This is a genomic window from Flavobacterium fryxellicola, from assembly GCF_900143245.1.
In the GTDB taxonomy this organism is placed as follows: Bacteria; Bacteroidota; Bacteroidia; order Flavobacteriales; family Flavobacteriaceae; genus Flavobacterium; species Flavobacterium fryxellicola.
The window spans coordinates 88,996-111,552 of sequence record NZ_FRDK01000002.1 but is presented as its reverse complement, the minus strand read 5'-3'; the positions used below and the strand labels follow the sequence as shown (position 1 = coordinate 111,552).

Below are 22,557 nucleotides of genomic sequence, written 5' to 3'. Positions count from 1 at the left end.
TTTTCCTAGCAAGCCTCTATTTTGGCTGGGTTGGGGAGGATTTTCATTCCCTCCGGATTTATACTTGACACATGAATTTCATACGGCAATTTCATTTGATCGTAAACAGCACTCATTGCTTTTGCGATTTTATCTGCAGTTTCTTTTCCTTTGCTTAACGCAAAAATAGAAGGGCCAGAACCTGATATTCCAGAACCCAAAGCGCCGTTTTCCAATGCCGTTTTTTTGATTAAATCAAACCCAGGAATCAATACACTTCGCAATGGTTCCACAATTTCGTCATGAAGTGAACGACCAATCAAATCATAATCTTGCGTATACAATCCGGCAACTAATGCTCCTACATTTCCCCATTGTGTAATAGCGCTTTTAAGAGAAACCGTTTGCTTCAATACGGAACGTGCGTCTGAAGTTTTCAACTCAATTTGCGGATGAACAACAGTCGCATATAATTCTGATGGGCTTTCGATTCGAATAATATCCAAGGGGTTTGAACTTCGAACCAAAGTAAATCCCCCTAATAGAGCAGGAGCAACATTATCAGCATGGGCATTTCCGCTGGCTAGTTTTTCCCCTTGCATCGCAAATAAAACTAATTCTTTTCGGGTAAAAGGTCTTCCTAGTAATTCATTAATGCCAAAAACGGCACCTGATGCACTGGCGGCGCTACTTCCTATGCCACTGCCGGCTTTAATATGTTTATAGATTTCGATTTCAAATCCAAATTCTGTTTCAATAGTTTCTAGCATTGCCAATGCAGCCACTCCTGCCACATTTCTTTCGGTTTCAAAAGGCAAGTCGGCACCAACTATTTTAGTGATTCGAACTCCTTTTATCTGTGATTTCCGAATAATCATTTCATCGCCAGCAGTTTGTAAACACAATCCGAGGACATCAAATCCGCAAGAAAGATTAGCGATAGTGGCGGGACAAAATATTTTTATTTCATTCATAGTACTAGTCTTAAAGTCTAAAGTCTTAAAGTGGTAAAGTTTTAGTAATGCATATAAAATCAAGTTGATAACTTTCAGATTTTATGATCTTCGACTTTACGACTTATTTATATGTTTCCAATTCTGATCACATCAGCAAATATTCCAGAAGCGGTTACTGCCGCTCCGGCACCAGCACCTTTTATCAACAAAGGTTGGTCTACATAGCGATCTGTAAAAAATAAAACAATATTATCTTTTCCTTCTAAATTATAAAATGGATGGTCTTTAGGAATGAATCTCAAACCCACATTTGCTTTTCCATTTTCAAATTGCGCTACGTATTTTAGTCTTGAATCTTTGCTTGTGGCTTCTTTGTAAATAGCGTCAAAATGAGAGGCGTGAGCTTCTAAAGATTCGAAAAATGCCTCATTTGAGTTGGTGTCCAAACACGCTGCTGGCAAAAATGGCTCATTTGTAATTTCTTCAATTTCCATTTTGTAACCACTTTCTCGAATCAGAATTAATATCTTTCTGGCAACATCAATTCCGCTCAAATCAATCTTTGGGTCAGGTTCCGTAAATCCTTGTACACCAGCTTCTTTAACGACATCATGAAAAGCGTTGTTTTCATCAAAATTATTAAAGATAAAGTTTAAACTTCCCGATAAAACGGCTTGAATTTTATTGATTTTATCGCCGGAAGCGACCAGATTTTTTACAGTATCAATGATGGGTAAACCAGCTCCAACATTGGTTTCAAATAGAAAAGGAGCGTTGAATTGTCGGGATAATTTCTTTAGTTTCTTGTAATTATCATACGCTGAAGCACAAGCAATTTTATTACAAGTGACTACTGCAATATTGCGTTTTAAAAAGTACTCGTAGGTTTTGGAGATGCTTTCATTGGCAGTAATGTCAACAAAAATACTATTGCGTAAATTGAGTTCCTTGACATTGGAAATAAACTTTTCTTTGTCAGCTGTGTCACCAGTTTCCAGTAAGAATTGCCATTCTTTCAAAGAGATTCCGTCCTCATCGAAATACATTTTTCGGGAATTTGATACGGCAATAACACGTAGGTTTATTTTTAGATTGTCTTTTAGGAATTTCTTTTGTTGGTGAATTTGCTGGATAAATTTTTCTCCCACATTTCCAACACCCATTACAAATAAGTTTAATTGTTTAGTGTTTTCTTCAAAAAAGTTTTCGTGAAGCGTATTTAGTGCTTTTTTTACATCTTTTTCGTTGATTACAGCCGAAATATTTCTTTCGGATGCCCCTTGCGCAATCGCTCGAATATTAACATTGTTTTTACCTAAAGTGCTAAACATTCGACCGCTTAGACCCTGATGATTTTTCATGTTTTCTCCTACCAGAGCAATGATGCAAAGGTTTTTTTCAACAATACACGATTCTATTTTGTTTTGTAAAATTTCCACTTCAAAGGCTTTGTTGATAGCTTCTTCGGCAATATCTGCATCCGAATTTAGAATTCCTATACAAATTGAATGCTCTGATGAAGCTTGAGTAATAAAAATAACACTGATGTTTTTATACGATAAAACTTCAAAAAGTCTTTTAGATGAGCCTGAAACTCCAATCATTCCGGATCCTTCAAGTGTAATTAAAGTAATATTATCAATATGGCTGATTCCTTTCACCGGATTTGTGTGCGCCATTTCTTGATTTGAAATATAAGTTCCGTCCGCTTGAGGTTCAAAGGTGTTTTTAATGAGAATTGGAATATTCTTTGTCAAAACGGGCTGTATCGTTGGTGGATATAGGACTTTGGCACCAAAATGGGACAATTCCATCGCTTCCTGATAGGAGATAAAAGCTATAGGTTGTGCTTGTTTTACAATCTTTGGATTTGCTGTAAACATGCCGTTTACATCAGTCCAGATTTCTAATTCAGCAGCATGTACTGCTCCGGCTACTATTGCCGCTGTATAATCAGAACCGCCGCGGCCTAATGTAGTATTGATTCCGTCTAATGAGGCTGCAATAAATCCCGGCATCACCACTACCTGATTTTCATTGGAAGCAAAAAACTCAGCAATCAATTGATTTGATACTTCAAAATTTACGGTCGCTTTTCCAAAATGATTGTTCGTTTTGATTAGTTCTCGGCTGTCCTTGTAACTGCTATTTTTTAGGTCTTGTTTTAAAGCTTCTGCGATAATATAGGAGGAAAGCAATTCTCCAAAACTTAAAATCGTATCCGAAGTTCGTGGCGATAGTTCACCTAAAAGAAAGCATCCATCTAATAAGGTTTCAAGATGATTAACAATCCTTTTGATGTGACTCAACAGACTGCTTTGTTCGGGCACTGGAATAAGTTCTTTTAACGCATCTAAATGTTTTTTCTCAATATCGGCAAGAATTGCTTTGAAATTTTCGTCACCTACGGCTGCCTGTTGTGAAGCAAGCTGCAGTAAATCTGTTATCTTGTTAAAGGCAGAAACAACCACGATTAATTTTTCGTCTTTTGCTTTATTGCTAATAATATCTAAAACTAGTTTTATGTTTTGTGCATTGGCAACCGAAGTTCCGCCAAATTTTAATACTTTCATACGAATTTTATATTTGTTTTTTACTGTAAAAAGGTACCGTCGTTTGTACAATTAACTGACTATTGAGTTCCAACGATACAATGTGTGTATTGTGTTGTGTTTTGAAAAATCCAACTGTTTAGTATACAACCAATACCTTCCCCTCTTCCGAAAAAAAGATACAACAATAGGATTATATGTAGTTTGTTTACCCCAATGGGGTAGTTGTTGTTGTAAACGTAACAGCAGTTGCAACCCAAATTTGAGTTGTTAACGAAGAGTGATATGTAGTTCTGTTGTTCGCCATTTTGATATTCCAAAAATACAATTTTTTATAAAAAAGGGGTGCGATTTATTGTGTTTTTACGAATAATTGAAAATTTCAAGTCCTATTTGCCGATACTATATTTTTGTTTATGTTATGTAGGACCTAGTAGAGCTATTCGTATAAATCGCTTGATTCTCTGCTTCCTATACTTCGTTTGAAAAATTGCTACCGTGCCAATAAAGTATTCAATTCTGTCTTATTAGGATTGTAAACGCATAAACCTCGATTATTTTTTTTGAAAATATGGAGTAGATTTTATAGGATACGAGAAAACAGCAATTGTAATTATCAGATTAGTTATAGATATAGCGTTGAAATTTAGTATTTGGTTTTGTTTATCCATATTTTTTAAATTATCATCAATATATGTTGTGTATTTATAAAGATTTAGTCAATTTTACCATTTAAACAGGATCAAAATGGAAAATACACATTATATTAGTACTGAATTACTTAGCCTTGAAATAGTAAATGAAATTGTTTTGCATGATAAAGCTTTGGCCTTGTCTGATGAAGCAAAAATTAATATTCAAAAATGCAGGGACTATTTAGACAAAAAAATGGCTTCCCATTCGGAACCTATTTACGGAATAAATACGGGTTTTGGATCACTTTGTAATGTTAAAATATCCAACGAAAATCTATCAAAACTACAGGAAAACTTAGTCAAATCACATGCTTGCGGAACGGGCGAGGAAGTACCGCCCCAGATTGTAAAGCTAATGTTATTACTTAAAATCCAATCATTGAGTTATGGTCATTCTGGAATTCAATTGCAAACCGTCGAGCGCTTAATTGAATTTTATAATAATGATATAGTACCAGTAATTTACACGCAAGGTTCGCTTGGGGCCTCTGGAGATTTAGCTCCTTTAGCGCATTTATCATTGCCTTTATTGGGCGAAGGTGATGTCTATTATAAAGGTAAAAGGCTGCATTCCAGTGTTGTTATGAAATATTTTAATTGGGAGCCAATCGTGCTACAATCGAAAGAAGGGTTGGCTTTACTGAACGGAACTCAATTTATGAGTGCGTATGGAGCACATATTTTGATAAAAGTAAGTAAATTTTCATATTTGGCCGATTTGATAGGAGCCATTTCCCTTGAAGCTTTTGATGGTAGAATAGAACCTTTTCATGAGTTGATCCATTTTATCAGACCGCATAAAGGACAAATCGTAACCGCAAACCGCATAAAAGGTTTTCTAGATGGAAGTGAAATTATTGAACAGGAAAAAATGCACGTTCAAGATCCGTATTCTTTTAGATGCATGCCACAAGTTCACGGTGCTTCAAAAGACGCTTTTGAATACGTAAAAAAAGTTTTCAAAACAGAAATCAATTCGGTGACGGACAATCCTAATATCTTTATTGAAAGTGATCAAATCATATCTGGCGGCAATTTTCATGGACAACCTTTGGCTTTAGCCTTAGATTTTATGGCAATCGCTTTGGCAGAATTAGGCAGTATATCGGAACGTAGAACGTATCAATTGATATCAGGCTCTAGAAATCTTCCTGCATTTTTGGTTGACAACCCAGGATTAAATTCGGGTTTAATGATTCCTCAATATACAGCAGCCAGTATTGCAAGTCAAAATAAGCAATTGGCGACTCCAGCGAGCATCGATAGTATTGTTTCGAGTAACGGACAAGAGGATCATGTCAGCATGGGTGCCAATGCAGCAACAAAAGCATTACGCGTTTTGGATAATTTGGAGCGGATTTTAGCAATTGAATTAATGAATGCTTCTCAAGCTATTGAATATAGGAGACCATTAAAATCTAGTGATTTTGTAGAAATGTTTTTAAAAGCGTATCGTGAAGAAGTTCCATTGATAAAAGAAGACCGAATTTTGCACTATGATATCGAAAAGACGGTTTCATTTTTAAATACTTTTCAAATGGAAAACGATTTGTTAATGTTAGCTTAACATTAGCCATCAATAATGAAGTAATTTTGCCGAACTAAATTTTAACGTAATGAACATAAATAATTTTTTCCAATTTTTGGTTCCTAAGGACAAAAAGTTTTTTCCACTTTTTGAAGAAGCATCTAGTAATCTAATAGAAATTGCTACAAATTTACACGAAGCTGTTAATCTTCCTTTAAAAGAAAGAGAAGTTCTTTTTCAAAAAATTGATGCCTTAGAGCAAAAAGGAGAAGATATAACGCGTCAAACCAGTTTAGAATTAAGTAGAAATTTTATTACTCCTTTTGACAGAGAAGATATTCATTCGTTGATTACTTCAATTGACAACGTAGCGGATAATCTTCATGGTGCCGCAAGTAGAATGAGGTTGTATCAAGTAGATAAAATTACAAAATCAATTAGAAAACTAACAGAAATCAACCTTGAAGCGTGTCAAAATATTGATGTTGCGGTTAGAGAACTAAGAGATTTGAAAAAAATCAAAAATATCACGGACGCTTGCGTTAGAATCAACAAATTAGAAAATAAATCAGATAATGTTTATGATAAAGCAGTTCTTGATTTGTTCGAAAATGAAACGGATGCCAAAAACATTATCAAGTATAAAGAAGTACTGTCAGTTTTAGAAACTGCTGCTGATAAATGTAAAAGTGTAGCGAGTGTTTTGGAATCAATTTCTGTAAAACATTCTTAATCCAATCGGTTTTATTCTGACATTATAATTATGGAATTTACTCTACTTATAGTTATTATTGTGCTGGCTTTAATCTTTGATTACATCAATGGTTTTCATGATGCAGCCAATGCTATAGCAACGGTTGTTGCCACAAAAGTATTAACCCCTTTTCAAGCGGTGGTTTGGGCAGCTTTTTTTAACTTTTTAGCCTATTGGGTTTTTGGCTTTGGTGTAGCTGATACCGTTGCGAAAACGGCCAACACCATGGATATCAATTTAGTGGTTATCCTAGCCGGTGTTATTGCGGCAATTATTTGGAATTTGTTTACGTGGTGGCAAGGAATACCATCGAGCTCTTCTCATACTTTAATTGGGGGTTTTGCAGGAGCTGCAATTGCTCATGCTGGATTTGGAGTTGTTTCGTGGTATAAAGTAGGAAAGGATGGAGGAATGCCGTCTGGTGTTTTAATCATCGTTGCTTTTATCATATTGGCTCCATTGTTAGGGGCTTTAATATCTTATTTAATATCAATCTGGTTGCTGAATGCTTCTAAAAAAAGTATTTATCCTAAGATTTTTACCGCTTCTTTAATGATTTTGACGGTTTGGTTTGTAGAAAGCCAAATGCTTTATTATGACCAAATTACAAAGCCTCGTTTTGATTCCCATTTTTGGAGTGTCGCTTTTGAAGCGCACAACATAAAATGGTTTTTAGTGGCATTTATTGTACTTGCAATAAGCTCTTTTTGTTTGATATTTAGTAGCTTAAATTTAAATCAAGCTACGTCTTGGTTGAAAAAAATGCAATTGCTGTCCTCTGCAGCGTTTAGTTTAGGACATGGTGGAAATGATTCACAAAAAGTGATGGGTATTATTGCTGCAGCGGTTGCTGTTTATATTCATACTAGTGGCGTTGCGCAAGAATCTTTACCTGCTTGGCTAGATGTGGTTTTGCCCAATGATGAAGGTGCGTTTAGAATGCCCGCATGGATTCCATTAGCTTGTTATTCTGCAATTGCAGCAGGAACTTTAAGCGGTGGTTGGAAAATTGTAAAAACGATGGGATCTAAAATTACTAAAGTGACTTCTTTTGAAGGTGTTGCAGCAGAAACTGCTGGAGCATTGACATTGTATTTTACAGAGCATTTTAAAGTTCCTGTAAGTACAACGCACACAATCACAGGATCAATCATTGGAGTAGGACTTACTAAAAGAGTCTCTGCGGTGCGTTGGGGTATGACGGTAAGTTTACTGTGGGCTTGGGTTTTAACGATTCCTATTTCAGCTGTTTTAGCAGCTATCATTTACTATATTTTCAGTATTTTCATCTAATATAGCGTCAAATCAACATAAAAAAACCATTCGGAGATCCCGAATGGTTTTTTTTATGCTAAAATTATTTTTTTTAATTTCGTTCAAAGATTTAATTTTCGTCCTTTCTACTTTAAGATGGTGCTTATTTCTATGGGATTGCTCAAAATTTTATGTATCGGACATTTATTAGCAATGTTTAACAATCGTGCTATTTGGTCATTATCTAAATCGCCAAACAGTTGAATATCGCGTATTATTTTTGTTTTGTTTTCTCTTGGGTCATTATCAAGAGTAACTTCAACTTTGACATCAGTTAAGTTCCATCCCTTCCGATTAGCATACATGCGTAAAGTGATGCAAGTGCATGCTGCTAAAGAGGAGGCGAGCAATTCATTTGGCGCAAAGCCTAAATCCATTCCTCCAGCACTTTCAGGTTCATCGGAGATCATCGTATGCGTAGCCGAATTTATTTCTGTTTTGTAAAGTTCTGCACCAATGTGTGCCGTTATTTTATCCATGATTTTTATTGTTTATTAGATTGTTTATTAGATTGATTAGCGGAACGATGGAAACTTTGACTGTAACTTAGTAAAAATTAGTATTCTTTTAATACCATTCGAAGAGCGTTTGAATACAGAAACAAAATCATTATAGAACAACTAAATCCTTAGGAGGTCAGTTTCTAAGATTAAGAATAGTTTTTATTATATTGCTTTAGAAAAGTACTTTCGCTTGGTCATGGGCCTTATTTTTAACTTTACCAGTACAGCATTAAATTCAACAGGAAGGTTTTTATAGTATTGGTAGGTTTTATATTCAGCTTAAACTTTTGTGAATGCGTTTCCGCTTGTGATAAGTTTGATTCAAATTTTGATTGCTAGAAATGATACTTATAGTGCCATCAATTTCAAGCATAGCTAGCTTTACATCCTTAAAAAATTCGACTCCATGTTCGCGCATTGCTTCTTTTAATTCATCAGAAGTACTGTTTAATTTACTTACAGACTTAAAATCCAAATTGCCATCATGAATTAGAATCGCTGGCTTTTCTTGCATAAAGTCACTGAATTTTGGGAATTTATACATTAATTTTTTTAAAGTAAAATTAATGCTAAATAGAATGGAAGCTGCGGCTAAACCTCCTAATAAACTAGTATCATTTCCAACCATTGCATTTTGGACGGAGTTGCTGATCAGCAAGATTAATATAACGTCGGCAGTATTGAGTTGTGATAATTTTTTCTTGCCAAAAAGTCGCAATGCAATAACCATAAAAAAATAAACGGCACTACTTCTTAAAATTATAGCAAGATAGTCGTTCATTTTTTTAGGTTTTATACATTTAATTCGACTGCTTTAGTATACTGAAAGAGTTTTTAAAGAGTCTGATGCGGGATTATTTGTTATTTAAGATCTATCTTTTGTTTGAAATTTTTTTCAATTGCCTTGATCATTTCCCCAGCTATATCCTTGTTTGTCGCTCCTTCGATTCCTTCTAGTCCTGGTGATGAATTTACTTCTAATAATAATGGTCCTTTTGCGGAACGAATAATATCTACACCTGCTACTTTTAAGTCCATCGCTTTTGTTGCTTTGATAGCAATACGTTTTTCCTCTGCGGTTACTTTTATCACAGATGCAGTTCCTCCTAAATGAATGTTCGCTCTGAATTCGCCGGGCATCGCTTCCCGTTGAATAGCGGCAACTACTTTTCCATCTATTACAAAACAACGAATGTCTTTTCCGTTCGCTTCTTTGATGAATTCCTGAACTAATATATTAGCATTAAGGCTTTTGAATGCGTTAATAACACTTTCTGCAGCTTTTTTTGTTTCGGCAAGAACTACTCCTTTACCTTGTGTTCCTTCTAGTAATTTTACAATTAAAGGAGAACCTCCTACCATTTTTATCAAATCATCGGTATCCAAAGGAGAATTAGCAAAACCAGTCGTTGGGATTTCTACTCCGTGATTTAGCAATAATTGTAACGAATACAACTTATCGCGCGACTGTGTAATTGCGTTCGATGAATTCAAGCAATATACCTTTAATGCCTCAAATTGTCGGGTTAGTGCGCAACCATAAAAGGTTATACTAGGTCTGATTCTTGGTATAATGGCATCAAATTGATTTAATATTTTACCGCCACGGTAATGAATTTCTGGTGTTTTTGCATCCAGTTTCATATAGCACTCCTTAATATTCAGAAAGTGCATTTCGTGTCCCCGCATTTCACCAGCTTCCATAATACGCTTGTTGCTGTACAATTCAGGATTACTGGCTAAAAGTCCGATGCGCAAACCAGAACTTGCTTTTTCAGAATTTTTATAAAGTTCTTTTAGGATGTCAGATGTAGGTTGCCCCAATAGGTATTTTTGTTCCGGATCAACCAGAACTCTTCCGCTCATGGCCTCCCGACCTAATAGCATTCTAAAACCCATGGAATCTCGATTGGTTAGTGTCATTTCGATAGGCCATTGTGAGCTTCCAATTTGTAGATTAGTCTGTATCACATAACGCTGCTCGCGAAAACCACTAGAACTTTTTACAATTCGTTTGTCAATTAATGGTGCTTCGCAATGAATGACTGTTTTTAAATTATTTTGTATTGGATTGATGTCAAATTTCACCCAATTGCTTTCATTTTTAATAAACGGAGCGATGTTTATAGCATGTAATGCTGATGTTTTTGCACCAGAATCTACCCGAGCTTTTATAGTGGGAATTCCTAATTCTGGAAAAGAGCACCACTCTTCACTCCCTAGAATAACTTTATTATCTGACATAAATTAATTTTATTTGACCTATTTTATATAATCCAAATGTAAATATTTGTTTTCAAAAAACGGGTATTTACCATAAAGAATAAACCCGTTAGGTTATATAAACGTAACGGGTTTAAAGGAATTGTTTTTAACTAAAGTTATAGATTAGTTGGTTCGCCAGCTTTGTGAACTTGTACTGTTAGTTCTTGAGCTCCTTCTTCAATATCCATAAAAATTTCATCTCCAGAGCCAATTTTAGAAGTAATAATTTCTTCAGCAAGTGCGTCTTCAACATATTTTTGAATGGCTCTTTTTAATGGTCTGGCGCCAAATTGTCTATCGAAACCTTTATCGGCGATGAATGCTTTGGCTTTATCTGAAAGGTTTAATTGATATCCTAGTTCCGCTACACGAGCATATAATTTTTTTAATTCAATTTCAATAATTAAATCAATATCATGTTTTTCTAAAGCATTAAATACAATCACATCATCAATTCTATTTAAGAATTCCGGTGCAAAAGTTTTTTTCAATGCGTTCTCAATGATGCTTTTTGAGTTGTCATCAGCCTGAGCTACTTTAGCAGCAGTTCCAAAACCAACACCTTGACCAAAATCTTTTAATTGTCGGGCTCCAACATTAGAAGTCATAATAATTATAGTGTTTTTGAAATCAATTTTTCGGCCTAAACTATCTGTTAAATAACCATCATCCAGTACTTGTAGTAACATGTTAAACACATCAGGATGGGCTTTTTCTATCTCATCCAATAATACTACACAATAAGGTTTTCTGCGAACTTTCTCTGTTAATTGACCACCTTCTTCATATCCTACGTATCCCGGAGGCGCTCCAACTAAGCGAGAGATTGCAAATTTTTCCATGTATTCACTCATGTCAATTCGAATCAAAGCATCTTCAGAATCGAATAATTCTTTGGCGAGTACTTTGGCTAATTGAGTTTTACCAACACCGGTTTGTCCCAAGAAAATAAAAGAACCAATTGGTCGATTCGGATCTTTTAATCCCGCACGATTTCTTTGGATGGAACGAGCAATTTTCATTACAGCTTCTCTTTGTCCAATTACTTTTCCTTCAATAAGTTCTGGTAATTTGGCAAGTTTGTTACTTTCTGTTTGAGCAATACGATTTACAGGAATACCACTCATCATCGAAACTACATCGGCAACATTGTCTTCAGTAACTTCAATTCGGTTGTTTTTGGCATCTTCTTCCCATTGTTCCTGAGCAATTGCCAAGTCTTTTTCAATGCGTTTCTCATCATCACGAAGTTTGGCAGCCTCTTCGTATTTTTGTTTTTTGACTACAACATTTTTTAATTCTCGTACCTCTTCAAGTTGACGTTCCAGATCTAAAATTTGTTTAGGAACTTCAATATTGGTAATGTGCACTCTAGAGCCCGCTTCATCTAAGGCATCAATAGCTTTGTCTGGCAAGAAACGATCTGACATGTACCTGTCCGTTAATTTTACACACGCTTCTATTGCCTCTTCGGAGTAGGTAACATTGTGGTGATCTTCGTATTTGTTTTTAATATTATGCAAAATAGTAATCGTTTCGGCAACCGATGTTGGTTCTACAATTATCTTTTGAAAACGTCTTTCTAAGGCACCGTCTTTTTCTATATATTGACGGTATTCATCTAATGTTGTTGCACCGATACATTGAATTTCTCCACGAGCTAATGCCGGTTTAAACATATTGGATGCATCCAAAGATCCTGTTGCACCACCAGCGCCCACAATAGTGTGAATTTCATCAATAAAGAGAATGATATCGTCATTCTTTTCCAGTTCATTCATTACTGCTTTCATTCGTTCTTCAAATTGTCCACGGTATTTAGTTCCAGCTACAAGACTGGCGAGATCTAAAGTAACGACACGTTTATTAAACAAGGTGCGCGAAACTTTTTTCTGAATGATTCGCAGGGCTAAACCTTCGGCAATGGCTGATTTCCCAACTCCGGGTTCTCCTATAAGTAAGGGATTATTTTTTTTGCGACGGCTCAAAATTTGAGAAACGCGCTCAATTTCTTTCTCCCGTCCTACAACAGGATCTAATTTCCCCTCTTCGGCCATTTCCGTTAAATCTCGGCCAAAATTATCCAAAACCGGAGTTTTAGATTTTTTGTTGGATTTGTTGGCTGGGTTGTTAAAAGCACCTTCTTTTAGACTGTCATCTTGTCCTGAATCGTCATTGTAAGATTCATTTCGTGGCAATTTTTCTATAAATTCTTCTTCGCTTGGAGTCATGTTTAAATATTGTTCTTTAGCTATGTCATAATCAATTTTGAGTTTATTCAATAGCTTGGTTGTTGGATCGTTTTCGTTTCTTAATATGCACAATAATAAATGCGCGGTGCTGATAGAGGTGCTTTGAAATACTTTAGCTTCCAGAAAAGTAGTTTTTAATGCTCGTTCAGCTTGACGTGTCAAGTGCAGGTTTTTCTTTTCAACGTTTACTTCTACCCCGGGACTTGCTGGGCTTAGAATCTCTACTTTTCTACGTAAATGATCTAAATCAACGTCTAGATTATTCAATATTTGAATAGCTTTTCCGTTGCCGTCTCTTAGAATTCCAAGCATTAAGTGTTCTGTGCCTATGAAATCATGACCCAGACGCAAAGCTTCCTCTTTACTGTAGGTTATAACGTCTTTTACTCTTGGTGAAAAATTATCATCCATAATATATATTTGATATCGTAAATTTAGTGAATTAGTGATAGAAAAACAAAAACCATTCCTATAAGTAGTCGAGTCAGCTAAGAGACAAAATTTATACTAATATAAGAGTTAAATTTCCCTTAAATTATTAACTAAAGGGCAAGTTTATTTTGTTGATAAATCATTAAAATAAGTGTTTTGAAAGTGGTTTAAAAATTTCAAAAAAGCGTATATTGGCACGTTTTGAAACTAATATAATTATTTAATATAACAACTTATGTCTGAAGGAGAAAAGTTAATTCCTATTAACATAGAAGATGAAATGAAAACAGCCTATATCGATTATTCGATGTCGGTTATTGTATCAAGAGCACTTCCAGATGTTAGAGATGGCTTGAAACCAGTACATCGAAGAGTACTATTTGGAATGCATGATTTGGGTGTTAACTCAAGATCAGCCCATAAAAAGTCCGCAAGAATTGTTGGAGAAGTTTTGGGTAAATATCACCCACACGGTGATACCTCTGTTTATGATGCCATGGTTCGTATGGCTCAAGAATGGAGTATGCGTTATTTGTTGATCGATGGTCAGGGTAATTTTGGATCTGTAGATGGAGATAGTCCTGCAGCTATGCGTTATACTGAAGCTCGAATGCGAAAGATTTCTGAGGAGATTTTAGCTGACATTGACAAAGAAACGGTTGATTTTAAATTAAATTTTGATGATACGCTTGAAGAGCCAACAGTGATGCCGACACGTGTTCCTACTTTATTAATAAATGGAGCAACGGGAATTGCAGTAGGTATGGCTACGAATATGCCTCCTCACAACTTAACTGAGGTAATTAACGGTACGTTAGCCTTCATGGATAATAATGATATCGAGATTGACGAGTTGATGACCCATATTAAAGCCCCAGATTTTCCTACTGGTGGAATTATATACGGATATGAAGGTGTGCGTGAGGCTTTCAAAACAGGTAGAGGTAGAATTGTAATGCGCGCCAAGGTTGGTTTTGAAGAAGTGGAAGGTCGGGAATGTATTATTGTTACCGAAATCCCTTATCAAGTCAATAAAGCGGATATGATTAAGCGTACCGCTGATTTGGTCAATGATAAAAAGATCGAAGGAATTGCAAATATCCGAGATGAATCAGATAGAAACGGGATGCGTATCGTTTATATTTTGAAACGTGATGCAACGCCAAATGTGGTTTTAAACACACTTTATAAGTTTACTCAATTGCAATCTTCTTTTAGTGTAAACAATATTGCAATTGTAAAAGGGCGTCCACAAATGTTGAATCTGAAAGATTTGATTCACTATTTTATCGAGCACCGTCATGATGTAGTGACTCGTAGAACGCAATTTGAATTGAAAAAGGCGGAAGCAAGAGCGCATATATTAGAAGGTTTGATTATCGCGTCAGATAATATTGACGAAGTAATTGCGTTAATCAAAGCGTCGAAAAGTACCGAAGAAGCAAGAGAGAAATTAATCGAAAGATTCAATTTGTCGGATATTCAATCTCGTGCTATAGTTGAAATGCGTTTGCGTCAATTAACAGGTCTGGAACAAGATAAGTTAAGAACGGAATACGATGAAATTATGAAGTTAATTGAGCATTTGAAAGCTTTATTAGCAGATGTAAATTTGAGAATTGCTTTGATTAAAGAAGAACTTACTGAAATTAGAGATAAATATGGAGACGCTCGTCGTTCTCAAATTGAATATTCTGGCGGAGATGTTAGTATCGAAGATTTAATCGCTGATGAGAACGTAGTCATTACTATTTCTCATGCAGGCTATATCAAACGTACAAACCTAACAGAATATAAAACTCAAAATAGAGGAGGAGTAGGGCAAAAAAGTGCAGGAACAAGAGATCAAGATTTCTTAGAGCACATGTTTGTAGCTACAAATCACCAATATATGATGTTTTTTACTCAAAAAGGAAAATGTTTCTGGATGCGTGTTTATGAAATACCAGAAGGAAGTAAAACCGCTAAAGGTAGAGCAATTCAAAACTTGGTAAACATCGAAAGTGATGATAAAGTGAAAGCTTTTATTTGTACCCAAGATTTAAAAGATAAAGATTATATCAATAGTCATAATTTAATTATGGTGACCAAGAAAGGTCAGGTTAAGAAAACATCTTTAGAGAAATATTCTAAACCTAGAGTAAATGGTGTTGCTGCAATTACGATTAAGGAGGGCGATGAATTATTGGAAGCCAAATTAACAAATGGTGAAAGCCAAATTATACTGGCTGTAAAATCAGGTAAATTAGTTCGCTTTGAAGAAACTAAAACCCGTCCAATGGGAAGAACAGCTTCAGGAGTTCGTGGAATTACTCTGAAGGACGATACTGATGAAGTTATTGGCATGGTTACTGTAAACGATATGAGCAGTGAAATATTAGTTGTAGCTGAAAATGGTTTCGGTAAACGTTCTAGCCTTGATGAATACAGAATTACAAATCGTGGTGGTAAAGGGGTTAAAACCTTAAATATTACCGAGAAAACAGGTAAGCTAATTTCTATAAATTCAGTTACAGATGCAGATGATTTAATGATTATCAACAAATCTGGATTGACTATTAGAATGGCTGTTGAAGATTTGAGAGTGATGGGTCGTGCTACGCAAGGAGTGAAATTGATTAACATCAAAGGAAATGATTCAATTGCAGCAGTTACAAAAGTCATGAAGGACGATGTGGCCGAAGTGGTTGTAGACGAGGAAGGTAATGTTATTGAAACGGAAGCTATTGAAAGAGTTAAGCCTGTATTAGAAGTTCTTGAAGAGGAAGGTTCTGAAGAGGATGAAGAAGAAGAGGACTCTGAAAATGAAGAAGAACTTGATGACGATAGTGACGAGGACGATTCAGATGATGAAGCATAAATTAAAATAGAAAAGTAAAATAAGTATTAAATTAACACAGAATATTATGAAAAGTAAATATGTATTACTAGCATCAGCGTTATTGATATCAGTAGCTACTTTTGCTCAGAAAGACCAAATTAAGGCAGCTGAAAAAGCGATGAAAGGCGGTAAATCTCAAGAGGCAGCAACTATTTTAATGGAAGCAGAGTCCTTAATAGCTGCCGCAACAGATGCTGAAAAGGCTCAGTTTTTCTTTGTAAAAGGAAATGCTTTATTGGATTTAGCCAACAAGAATGTTGATGCCAATACCAATCTTTCACTAGCTGCAAAAGCATATCAAGATTTAATTGGGGTGGAGAAAATTTCTGGAAAAGTGAAATACTCAACGCAAGCAGCAGCTTCAATTACGGATATTAAATTCAAATTGATCAATGGCGCAATTGCAGATTCAAAAATTGATAAGCATTCAGACAGTGCAAAAAAATTATATGACGCTTACCTGTTAGATAAAAAAGACACGATCAATTTATATTATGCAGCTTCTACTTATGTAAATGCAAATGAATATGACAAAGCACTTGAGTTATATGATAATTTAAAAAACTTGAACTATTCTGGACAAGGGACTAGTTACTTTGCGGTGAATAAATTAACAAGCCAAGAAGATTTTTTTGCTACTGCTGCAGAAAGAGACAGAATGGTGAAGTTAGGAACGCATGAAAAACCAAGAACTGAAGCTATTTCTTCCAAAAGAGGAGAGATTTATAAAAATATGGCTTTGATTTTAGTAGAAAAAGGCAAAACAGAAGAAGCTAAAAAAGCTATTTCCGAAGCTAGAAAAGCAAATCCAGAAGATACTTCTTTGATTTTGACAGAGGCTAACCTTTACTTGGAAACTAAAGATTTTGAAATGTACAAAAAGCTTATCGCTGCAGTTTTAGAAAAAAATCCTAATGACGCTGATTTAGTTTTTAACTTAGGAGTGATAAGTGCGAATGCTAAAAACGTTCCTGATGCCGAGAAATATTACAAGAGAGTTATTGAAATCAATCCACAATACATCAACGCCTATATTAATTTATCTGCTTTGAAATTAGAAAATGAAAAAGTCATTATTGATGAAATGAATAAACTTGGAACTTCTACTAAGGATATGAAGCGTTATGATGATTTGAAAAAGAAGAGAGAAGATTTGTTTAAAAGTGCTATTCCTTATCTTCAAAAAGCAGTAGAATTAGATCCTAAAAACTCAGATGTTTCTAAAACACTTTTAGGCGTTTATAGTGCGTTGGAAATGACAGCAGAATACAAAGCGCTGAAAGCTAAGATTCAGTAAATTAAATTATAGTGTTAATGAAAAAACCTATCTAGAGTCTAGATAGGTTTTTTTATATAATCTTTTTAATAACTCGTAATTTATGAGTGTGTTTATTTGTCTCTGCATTAAAAATTCCCAAATGATCCAATCGATCCACGCGAACTTTACCGCTGGCATGAATGATGTAATTATCGTCCATTATAATGCCTACGTGAATAATTTTGCCTTCCTCGTTATCAAAAAAAGCTAAGTCTCCTGCTTCACTTTCTTCAATAAAACTTAAAGCTTCTCCCTGAGTTGATTGTTGGGATGCATCACGAAGTAATTTGTATCCATTCAATTTATATACCATTTGAGTAAATCCTGAACAATCAATACCAAAAGGAGTTTTTCCTCCCCATAGGTAAGGAGCATTCAAATACATAAAGGCAGATTTAATAAGGTTCTCTTTTGCCTTTTCTCCACTTGTTTTAGTTCCCTCAAAATCAAAATTGGACGTATTAATTTCGTGATTATTAATAAACGATACCGAAGAACCGAGAGGAATTGGAATCAATAAATTGGATGGCGCCGTTATGTATTCTATTAAATCAGCATTTAGAATAATAGCTTCTGTGGATAATTGAGTAAAACTTGATACAGAAATTAATTGATATTGTTTAGAGTCAACCCAGCCTTCATAACCATCATATTGCATTTTGATAAAAGACCACTGCTTGAGTTGTTCTAAAATTTCGAAATGTTCGCCAAACAAAACTTGAGAAACAATTTCGCTTTTATCACTTGGTTCAACCCGAAGCGGTATCATTGCTAGATTACAAATTCCAAACATGTATGTTGAGGTATGAGGTAAGAGTTAAGAGTTATACGTATCAAAACGTATAACTCATAACTCATAATTAATTAAATTCTTTCAATAACAATTGCTGAAGCACCACCACCACCATTGCAAATTGCAGCAGCGCCGATACTTCCATTATTTTGTTCTAAAACGTTAAGCAATGTGACAATGATTCGCACTCCGGAACAACCTAGAGGATGACCTAAGGATACAGCACCTCCATTTACATTTACTTTGCTACTATTTAAGCCTAAAATTTTAGAGTTAGCTAAACCTACAACCGCAAAAGCTTCGTTAAATTCGAAATAATCAACATCTCCAATCGTTATTCCTGCTTTTTCTAAAGCTTTTGGAATTGCTTTTGAAGGGCTTGTAGTGAACCACTTCGGTTCTTGAGCGGCGTCTGCATATCCTTTGATGTATGCTAAAGGCTTCAAACCTAAGGCAAGTGCTTTTTCTTCGCTCATCAAAATTACTGCAGCAGCCCCGTCGTTAATCGTCGATGAATTAGCCGCAGTCACCGTTCCTTCTTTTGTAAATGCCGGATTTAAAGAGGGTATTTTATCAATTTTTACGTTTGTAAATTCTTCATCCACAGAAACGATAATTGGATCTCCTTTTCTTTGAGGAACAGCAACGGGAACAACTTCATTATCAAATTTTCCCTCTTTCCATGCTTTAGCGCTACGCTCATACGATTGAATTGCGGCCTTATCCTGGTCTTCTCTGGTATAATTATATTCCGATGCACATAAGTCGGCACACACGCCCATTGCATTGTTGTCATAGGCATCAGACAATCCGTCTCGCTGCATTCCGTCAATCATGCTTGCTGGTCCAAACTTTGTCCCATTTCTCAAATGCATGTAATGTGGAATTAAACTCATGTTTTCCATTCCACCTGCTACTACAATTTCGGCATCACCACATTGAATGGCTTGCGCGCCTAACATGACTGCTTTCATTCCAGAAGCACATACTTTATTTATTGTGGTGCAGGCCACAGTATTTGGTAATCCTGCAAATATAGCGGCTTGACGAGCAGGAGCTTGACCTACGCCCGCTTGAACTACGTTGCCCATAAATACTTCATCAACTAAATTTGGATCTAAATTTATTTTGTCCAAAGCGCCTTTAATAGCGATTGCGCCTAATCTAGGAGCAGTGACAGTAGATAATCCCCCCATAAAACTTCCGATAGGTGTTCTAACGGCAGAAACGATAACAACTCTTTTGTTCATGACTTTCATAATGTTGGTTTATGAAGCAAATTTAATCTTTTTTAAACAATTTCATATTTTGATAAGGACATTATCTTTTTTATATTTATTTCTCTTCTATTTGTTTGATTGTGAAGTGTTTTTGAAAAAACGGCAAAAAAGATTAAAAAAAAGGCTTCAAATAGTTGTGAGAAGTCTAAAGATGTCTTAAATTTGCAACCGCAAAACAGGACACGTTTCCTTGAGCTTGGAGGGGTGCCAGAGTGGTAATGGAGCAGTTTGCTAAACTGTCACCGAGCAATCGGTGCCAGGGTTCGAGTCCCTGTCCCTCCGCTTTATAATTTTTTTTCGGGGTGTAGCGTAGCTCGGTTATCGCGCCTGCTTTGGGAGCAGGAGGCCGCAGGTTCGAATCCTGCCACCCCGACTTTTTTTACACGAGCAATGGAGGCATAGCTCAGCTGGATAGAGCACCTGCCTTCTAAGCAGGCGGTCGAAGGTTCGAATCCTTCTGCCTTCACAATAACCCACTGATCACAGTGGGTTTTTTGGTTTAATACCTATCGAAAAAGCTATGAATTATTTCTACATTTTATATTCAGCAGCACTAAATCAATTTTACATTGGTCATACTTCCGAAAGTTTGCAAGAGCGCTTGCGTAAACATTTATCTAATCATGCTGGATTTACTTCAAAGTCAAAAGATTGGATAATAGTTTATCATGAAGAATTTGAAACAAATTCATTAGCATATAAAAGAGAATTGGAGGTTAAAAAATGGAAAAGCAGAAAAAGGCTTGAAAAAATGATTCAAGAATCAAACAAATAGCCAGTTGCATATAGCATCCCGATTTTTAATCGGGACGGTCGAAGGTTCGAATCCTTCTGCCTTCACTTAAAAACCCACTGATATCAGTGGGTTTTTTGGTTTAATACATATCGAAAAAGCTATGAATTATTTCTACATTTTATATTCAGCAGCACTAAATCAATATTACATTGGTCATACTTCCGAAAGTTTACAAGAGCGCTTGCGTAAACATTTATCTAATCATGCTGGATTTACTTCAAAGTCAAAAGATTGTATAATAGTTTATCATGAAGAATTTGAAACAAAATCCTTAGCATATAAAAGAGAATTGGAGGTTAAAAAATGGAAAAGCAGAAAAAAGCTTGAAAAAATGATTCAAGAATCAGACCATTAGCCAGTTGCATATAGCATCCCGATTTTTAATCGGGACGGTCGAAGGTTCGAATCCTTCTGCCTTCACAAAAACCCACTGATATCAGTGGGTTTTTTGTTTTTACTACTTTTTAATGCGCACATTTACAGTCCCAAAACAGCATCGTTATTTCTAAAGTGCAAAAAATACGCAAATCAACAGTCCGCATTTATTCCTTCTGCCTTCACAATAACCCACTTAAAAGAGTAGGTTTTTTGGTTTAATACCTATCGAAAAAGCTATGAATTATTTCTACATTTTATATTCAGCAGCACTAAATCAGTATTACATTGGTCACTCTTCCGAAAGTTTGCAAGAGCGCTTGCGTAAACATGTATCTAATCATGCTGGATTTACTTCTAAAGCAATAGATTGGGTAATAGTTTATCATGAAGAATTTGAAACAAAATTATTAGCATATAAAAGAGAATTGGCCGTTAAAAAATGGAAAAGCAGAAAAAGGCTTGAAAAAATGATTCAAGAATCAAACCATTAGCCAGTTGCCTATACCATCCCGATTTTTAATCGGGACGGTCGAAGGTTCGAACCCTTCTGCCTTCATTTTAAACCGATACGTTTACTAGTATCGGTTTTTTTGTTTTTATAGTTCCTGAAATTCCTTATTTTATGGTATTTTTATAAAAAATAGACCGTATGCTTTCGTACTTCAAACTTTTCGTCCCTTTTTGTATCTTTTTTTGTTTCGCTTCTTGTAAGTCGCAAGCCATTTTCTCTGATAAACTGGAAACAAATAGTTCAAGAAGTAATGATACCACATTTGTAAATTTAAAAGAGTACAGCAGTGATTTTGTTTATGATATGAAGTACGCAACAGCGGATAATTTTCTAAAGACAAAAGTGTACGACTGTGCGGAATGTTTTTTAAGATTAAAAACGGTAAAGGCACTCATTGAAGCCAATAAAAAATTTATAGAAAAAGGGTATAAGATCAAAATTTTTGATTGTTACCGCCCTTTGGATATTCAAAAGAAAATGTGGACTATAGTTTCGAATCCAAAATATGTAGCAAATCCTGCCAAGGGTTCTATTCATAATAGAGGAGGAGCAGTAGATATTACTTTGGTAGATAGTAGCGGTACAGAGCTCGATATGGGGACTACATTCGATTTTTTTGGAATCGAAGCAAGTCATCCCTATCCGAATGTTTCAAAAGCAGTAAAACAAAATAGAATACTATTAAAAACCCTTATGGCCACTAGTGGCTTCGATTCTTTTGATTCCGAATGGTGGCATTACAATTTGAAGTCAGGTTTGAATGATAAAGTATCTAATGCTAAATGGGATTGCAAATAGAATCTTATTCTATACAGTGTAGGTAATTAATGAAATAGGTTTCCGGATTGTATACTTCATTTGTCAATTCCGATTTAAACTCTTTTTTTAAAATGTAGTCTTCTGTGTCGGTCAAGTATTTAATACGCATCATGGAAACGGGAGCGTTTTTTAATTCTTCGAAACTGCCTTTCATAAACATGAAAACGCCAGAATTAATTCTGTTATCAAAACCTTTATCATCGCGCAATAGCGTTCCGCAATTTTCTTGATCAACATGTAGCAATGTAATTATTTTTCCATTATTTAATTGTAAAAATAATTTAGAATTTTTATCAAAACAATTCACTTTCATAAAATCTTTGCTTTTTTGGATGAGTTGTATGCTTAATGTTGGCAGGCCATCTGTTAACGCAAGGGAATAAAAAATATAACTAGACTTTCCAGCAAAATTTTTTTCACTAATCAGGTATTCCTTGGTTGATTTGTAAGTTCCAATGGAGTCAGTGACGTTAGCGCTGTAATCACAAGGTTTTTGAGCAAATAGACTGTAGCTGAAAAGAAATAAGGCTACAAGGAGCAAGTGTTTCATT

The 22,557-nt window shown here is 35.3% G+C and carries 18 protein-coding genes and 3 tRNA genes; 12 read left to right on the top strand and 9 right to left on the bottom strand.

The features are described 5' to 3' along the window. Positions 1-5 precede the first annotated feature (5 nt). Both BUA03_RS04155 and thrA read right to left on the bottom strand, forming a co-directional pair. The gene (locus BUA03_RS04155) at positions 6-953 is read right to left on the bottom strand and encodes a homoserine kinase (RefSeq protein ID WP_066078621.1); all 948 of its coding nucleotides are present in this window, start codon (positions 951-953) and stop codon (positions 6-8) included. Positions 954-1,060: 107 nt separating this feature from the next. After that, a complete protein-coding gene (thrA, locus tag BUA03_RS04150) occupies positions 1,061-3,508 on the bottom strand; it encodes a bifunctional aspartate kinase/homoserine dehydrogenase I (protein WP_066078624.1) in 2,448 nt (815 codons plus the stop codon). Positions 3,509-4,234: 726 nt separating this feature from the next. Here thrA and hutH point away from each other — a divergent pair. From hutH to BUA03_RS04135, 3 genes are read left to right on the top strand one after another with little or no spacing between them, the layout of a single operon-like run. Further along, positions 4,235-5,749 carry a histidine ammonia-lyase gene (gene hutH / locus BUA03_RS04145; protein ID WP_066078627.1) on the top strand — a complete coding sequence of 505 codons (1,515 nt, stop codon included), beginning with the start codon at positions 4,235-4,237 and terminating at the stop codon, positions 5,747-5,749. Positions 5,750-5,798: 49 nt separating this feature from the next. Continuing rightward, on the top strand, positions 5,799-6,443 hold the full coding sequence (locus BUA03_RS04140; RefSeq protein ID WP_066078630.1) for a DUF47 domain-containing protein: 645 nt from the start codon (positions 5,799-5,801) through the stop codon (positions 6,441-6,443). A gap of 30 nt (positions 6,444-6,473) precedes the next feature. Then, on the top strand, positions 6,474-7,757 hold the full coding sequence (locus BUA03_RS04135; RefSeq protein WP_066078633.1) for an inorganic phosphate transporter: 1,284 nt from the start codon (positions 6,474-6,476) through the stop codon (positions 7,755-7,757). 107 nt (positions 7,758-7,864) lie between these two features. On the opposite strand, the gene BUA03_RS04130 is transcribed toward BUA03_RS04135, so the two are convergent. The 4 genes from BUA03_RS04130 to BUA03_RS04115 all read right to left on the bottom strand — a co-directional run bounded on the left by BUA03_RS04130 (position 7,865) and on the right by BUA03_RS04115 (position 13,209). Continuing rightward, positions 7,865-8,257 (bottom strand): OsmC family protein, encoded by a 393-nt coding sequence (locus tag BUA03_RS04130; protein WP_066078636.1) that lies wholly within the window; start codon positions 8,255-8,257, stop codon positions 7,865-7,867. A gap of 298 nt (positions 8,258-8,555) precedes the next feature. Then, the gene (locus BUA03_RS04125) at positions 8,556-9,062 is read right to left on the bottom strand and encodes a DUF421 domain-containing protein (protein WP_066078639.1); all 507 of its coding nucleotides are present in this window, start codon (positions 9,060-9,062) and stop codon (positions 8,556-8,558) included. 80 nt (positions 9,063-9,142) lie between these two features. After that, a complete protein-coding gene (rimK, locus tag BUA03_RS04120; protein ID WP_066078643.1) occupies positions 9,143-10,525 on the bottom strand; it encodes a 30S ribosomal protein S6--L-glutamate ligase in 1,383 nt (460 codons plus the stop codon). A gap of 137 nt (positions 10,526-10,662) precedes the next feature. Next, complete coding sequence (locus BUA03_RS04115; RefSeq protein WP_066078646.1) at positions 10,663-13,209, bottom strand: ATP-dependent Clp protease ATP-binding subunit; 2,547 nt, start codon at positions 13,207-13,209, stop codon at positions 10,663-10,665. A 256-nt stretch (positions 13,210-13,465) separates the two neighbouring features. On the opposite strand from BUA03_RS04115, the gene gyrA reads away from it, so the two are divergent. Together gyrA and BUA03_RS04105 are read left to right on the top strand one after the other, a co-directional pair. Next, positions 13,466-16,090, top strand: coding sequence for a DNA gyrase subunit A (gene gyrA, locus BUA03_RS04110; RefSeq protein WP_066078649.1), 2,625 nt, complete (start codon positions 13,466-13,468; stop codon positions 16,088-16,090). Positions 16,091-16,136: 46 nt separating this feature from the next. After that, a complete protein-coding gene (locus BUA03_RS04105) occupies positions 16,137-17,408 on the top strand; it encodes a tetratricopeptide repeat protein (protein WP_066078652.1) in 1,272 nt (423 codons plus the stop codon). A gap of 52 nt (positions 17,409-17,460) precedes the next feature. Here the strand turns inward: BUA03_RS04105 and BUA03_RS04100 are convergent, their stop codons facing one another. Both BUA03_RS04100 and BUA03_RS04095 read right to left on the bottom strand, forming a co-directional pair. Next, positions 17,461-18,222 carry a C40 family peptidase gene (locus BUA03_RS04100; protein WP_066078655.1) on the bottom strand — a complete coding sequence of 254 codons (762 nt, stop codon included), beginning with the start codon at positions 18,220-18,222 and terminating at the stop codon, positions 17,461-17,463. 71 nt (positions 18,223-18,293) lie between these two features. After that, positions 18,294-19,472 (bottom strand): acetyl-CoA C-acyltransferase, encoded by a 1,179-nt coding sequence (locus tag BUA03_RS04095; RefSeq protein WP_066078931.1) that lies wholly within the window; start codon positions 19,470-19,472, stop codon positions 18,294-18,296. 228 nt (positions 19,473-19,700) lie between these two features. Between BUA03_RS04095 and BUA03_RS04090 the strand changes: the two genes are divergently transcribed. From BUA03_RS04090 to BUA03_RS04060, 7 genes are all read left to right on the top strand, one after another. Further along, positions 19,701-19,784 (top strand) — tRNA-Ser (locus BUA03_RS04090). Between the two features lie 16 nt (positions 19,785-19,800). After that, positions 19,801-19,875, top strand: a tRNA-Pro gene (locus tag BUA03_RS04085). A 19-nt stretch (positions 19,876-19,894) separates the two neighbouring features. Continuing rightward, a tRNA-Arg gene (locus BUA03_RS04080) sits at positions 19,895-19,968 on the top strand. Between the two features lie 54 nt (positions 19,969-20,022). Further along, the gene (locus BUA03_RS04075) at positions 20,023-20,277 is read left to right on the top strand and encodes a GIY-YIG nuclease family protein (RefSeq protein ID WP_066078658.1); all 255 of its coding nucleotides are present in this window, start codon (positions 20,023-20,025) and stop codon (positions 20,275-20,277) included. 121 nt (positions 20,278-20,398) lie between these two features. After that, complete coding sequence (locus tag BUA03_RS04070; RefSeq protein WP_066078661.1) at positions 20,399-20,653, top strand: GIY-YIG nuclease family protein; 255 nt, start codon at positions 20,399-20,401, stop codon at positions 20,651-20,653. A gap of 259 nt (positions 20,654-20,912) precedes the next feature. After that, the gene (locus tag BUA03_RS04065) at positions 20,913-21,167 is read left to right on the top strand and encodes a GIY-YIG nuclease family protein (RefSeq protein ID WP_066078664.1); all 255 of its coding nucleotides are present in this window, start codon (positions 20,913-20,915) and stop codon (positions 21,165-21,167) included. Positions 21,168-21,325: 158 nt separating this feature from the next. Then, the gene (locus tag BUA03_RS04060; protein ID WP_066078672.1) at positions 21,326-21,985 is read left to right on the top strand and encodes a M15 family metallopeptidase; all 660 of its coding nucleotides are present in this window, start codon (positions 21,326-21,328) and stop codon (positions 21,983-21,985) included. A gap of 4 nt (positions 21,986-21,989) precedes the next feature. Here BUA03_RS04060 and BUA03_RS04055 read toward each other — a convergent pair whose 3' ends face one another. Further along, a complete protein-coding gene (locus BUA03_RS04055; protein WP_066078675.1) occupies positions 21,990-22,556 on the bottom strand; it encodes a hypothetical protein in 567 nt (188 codons plus the stop codon). Position 22,557: the final 1 nt, after the last annotated feature.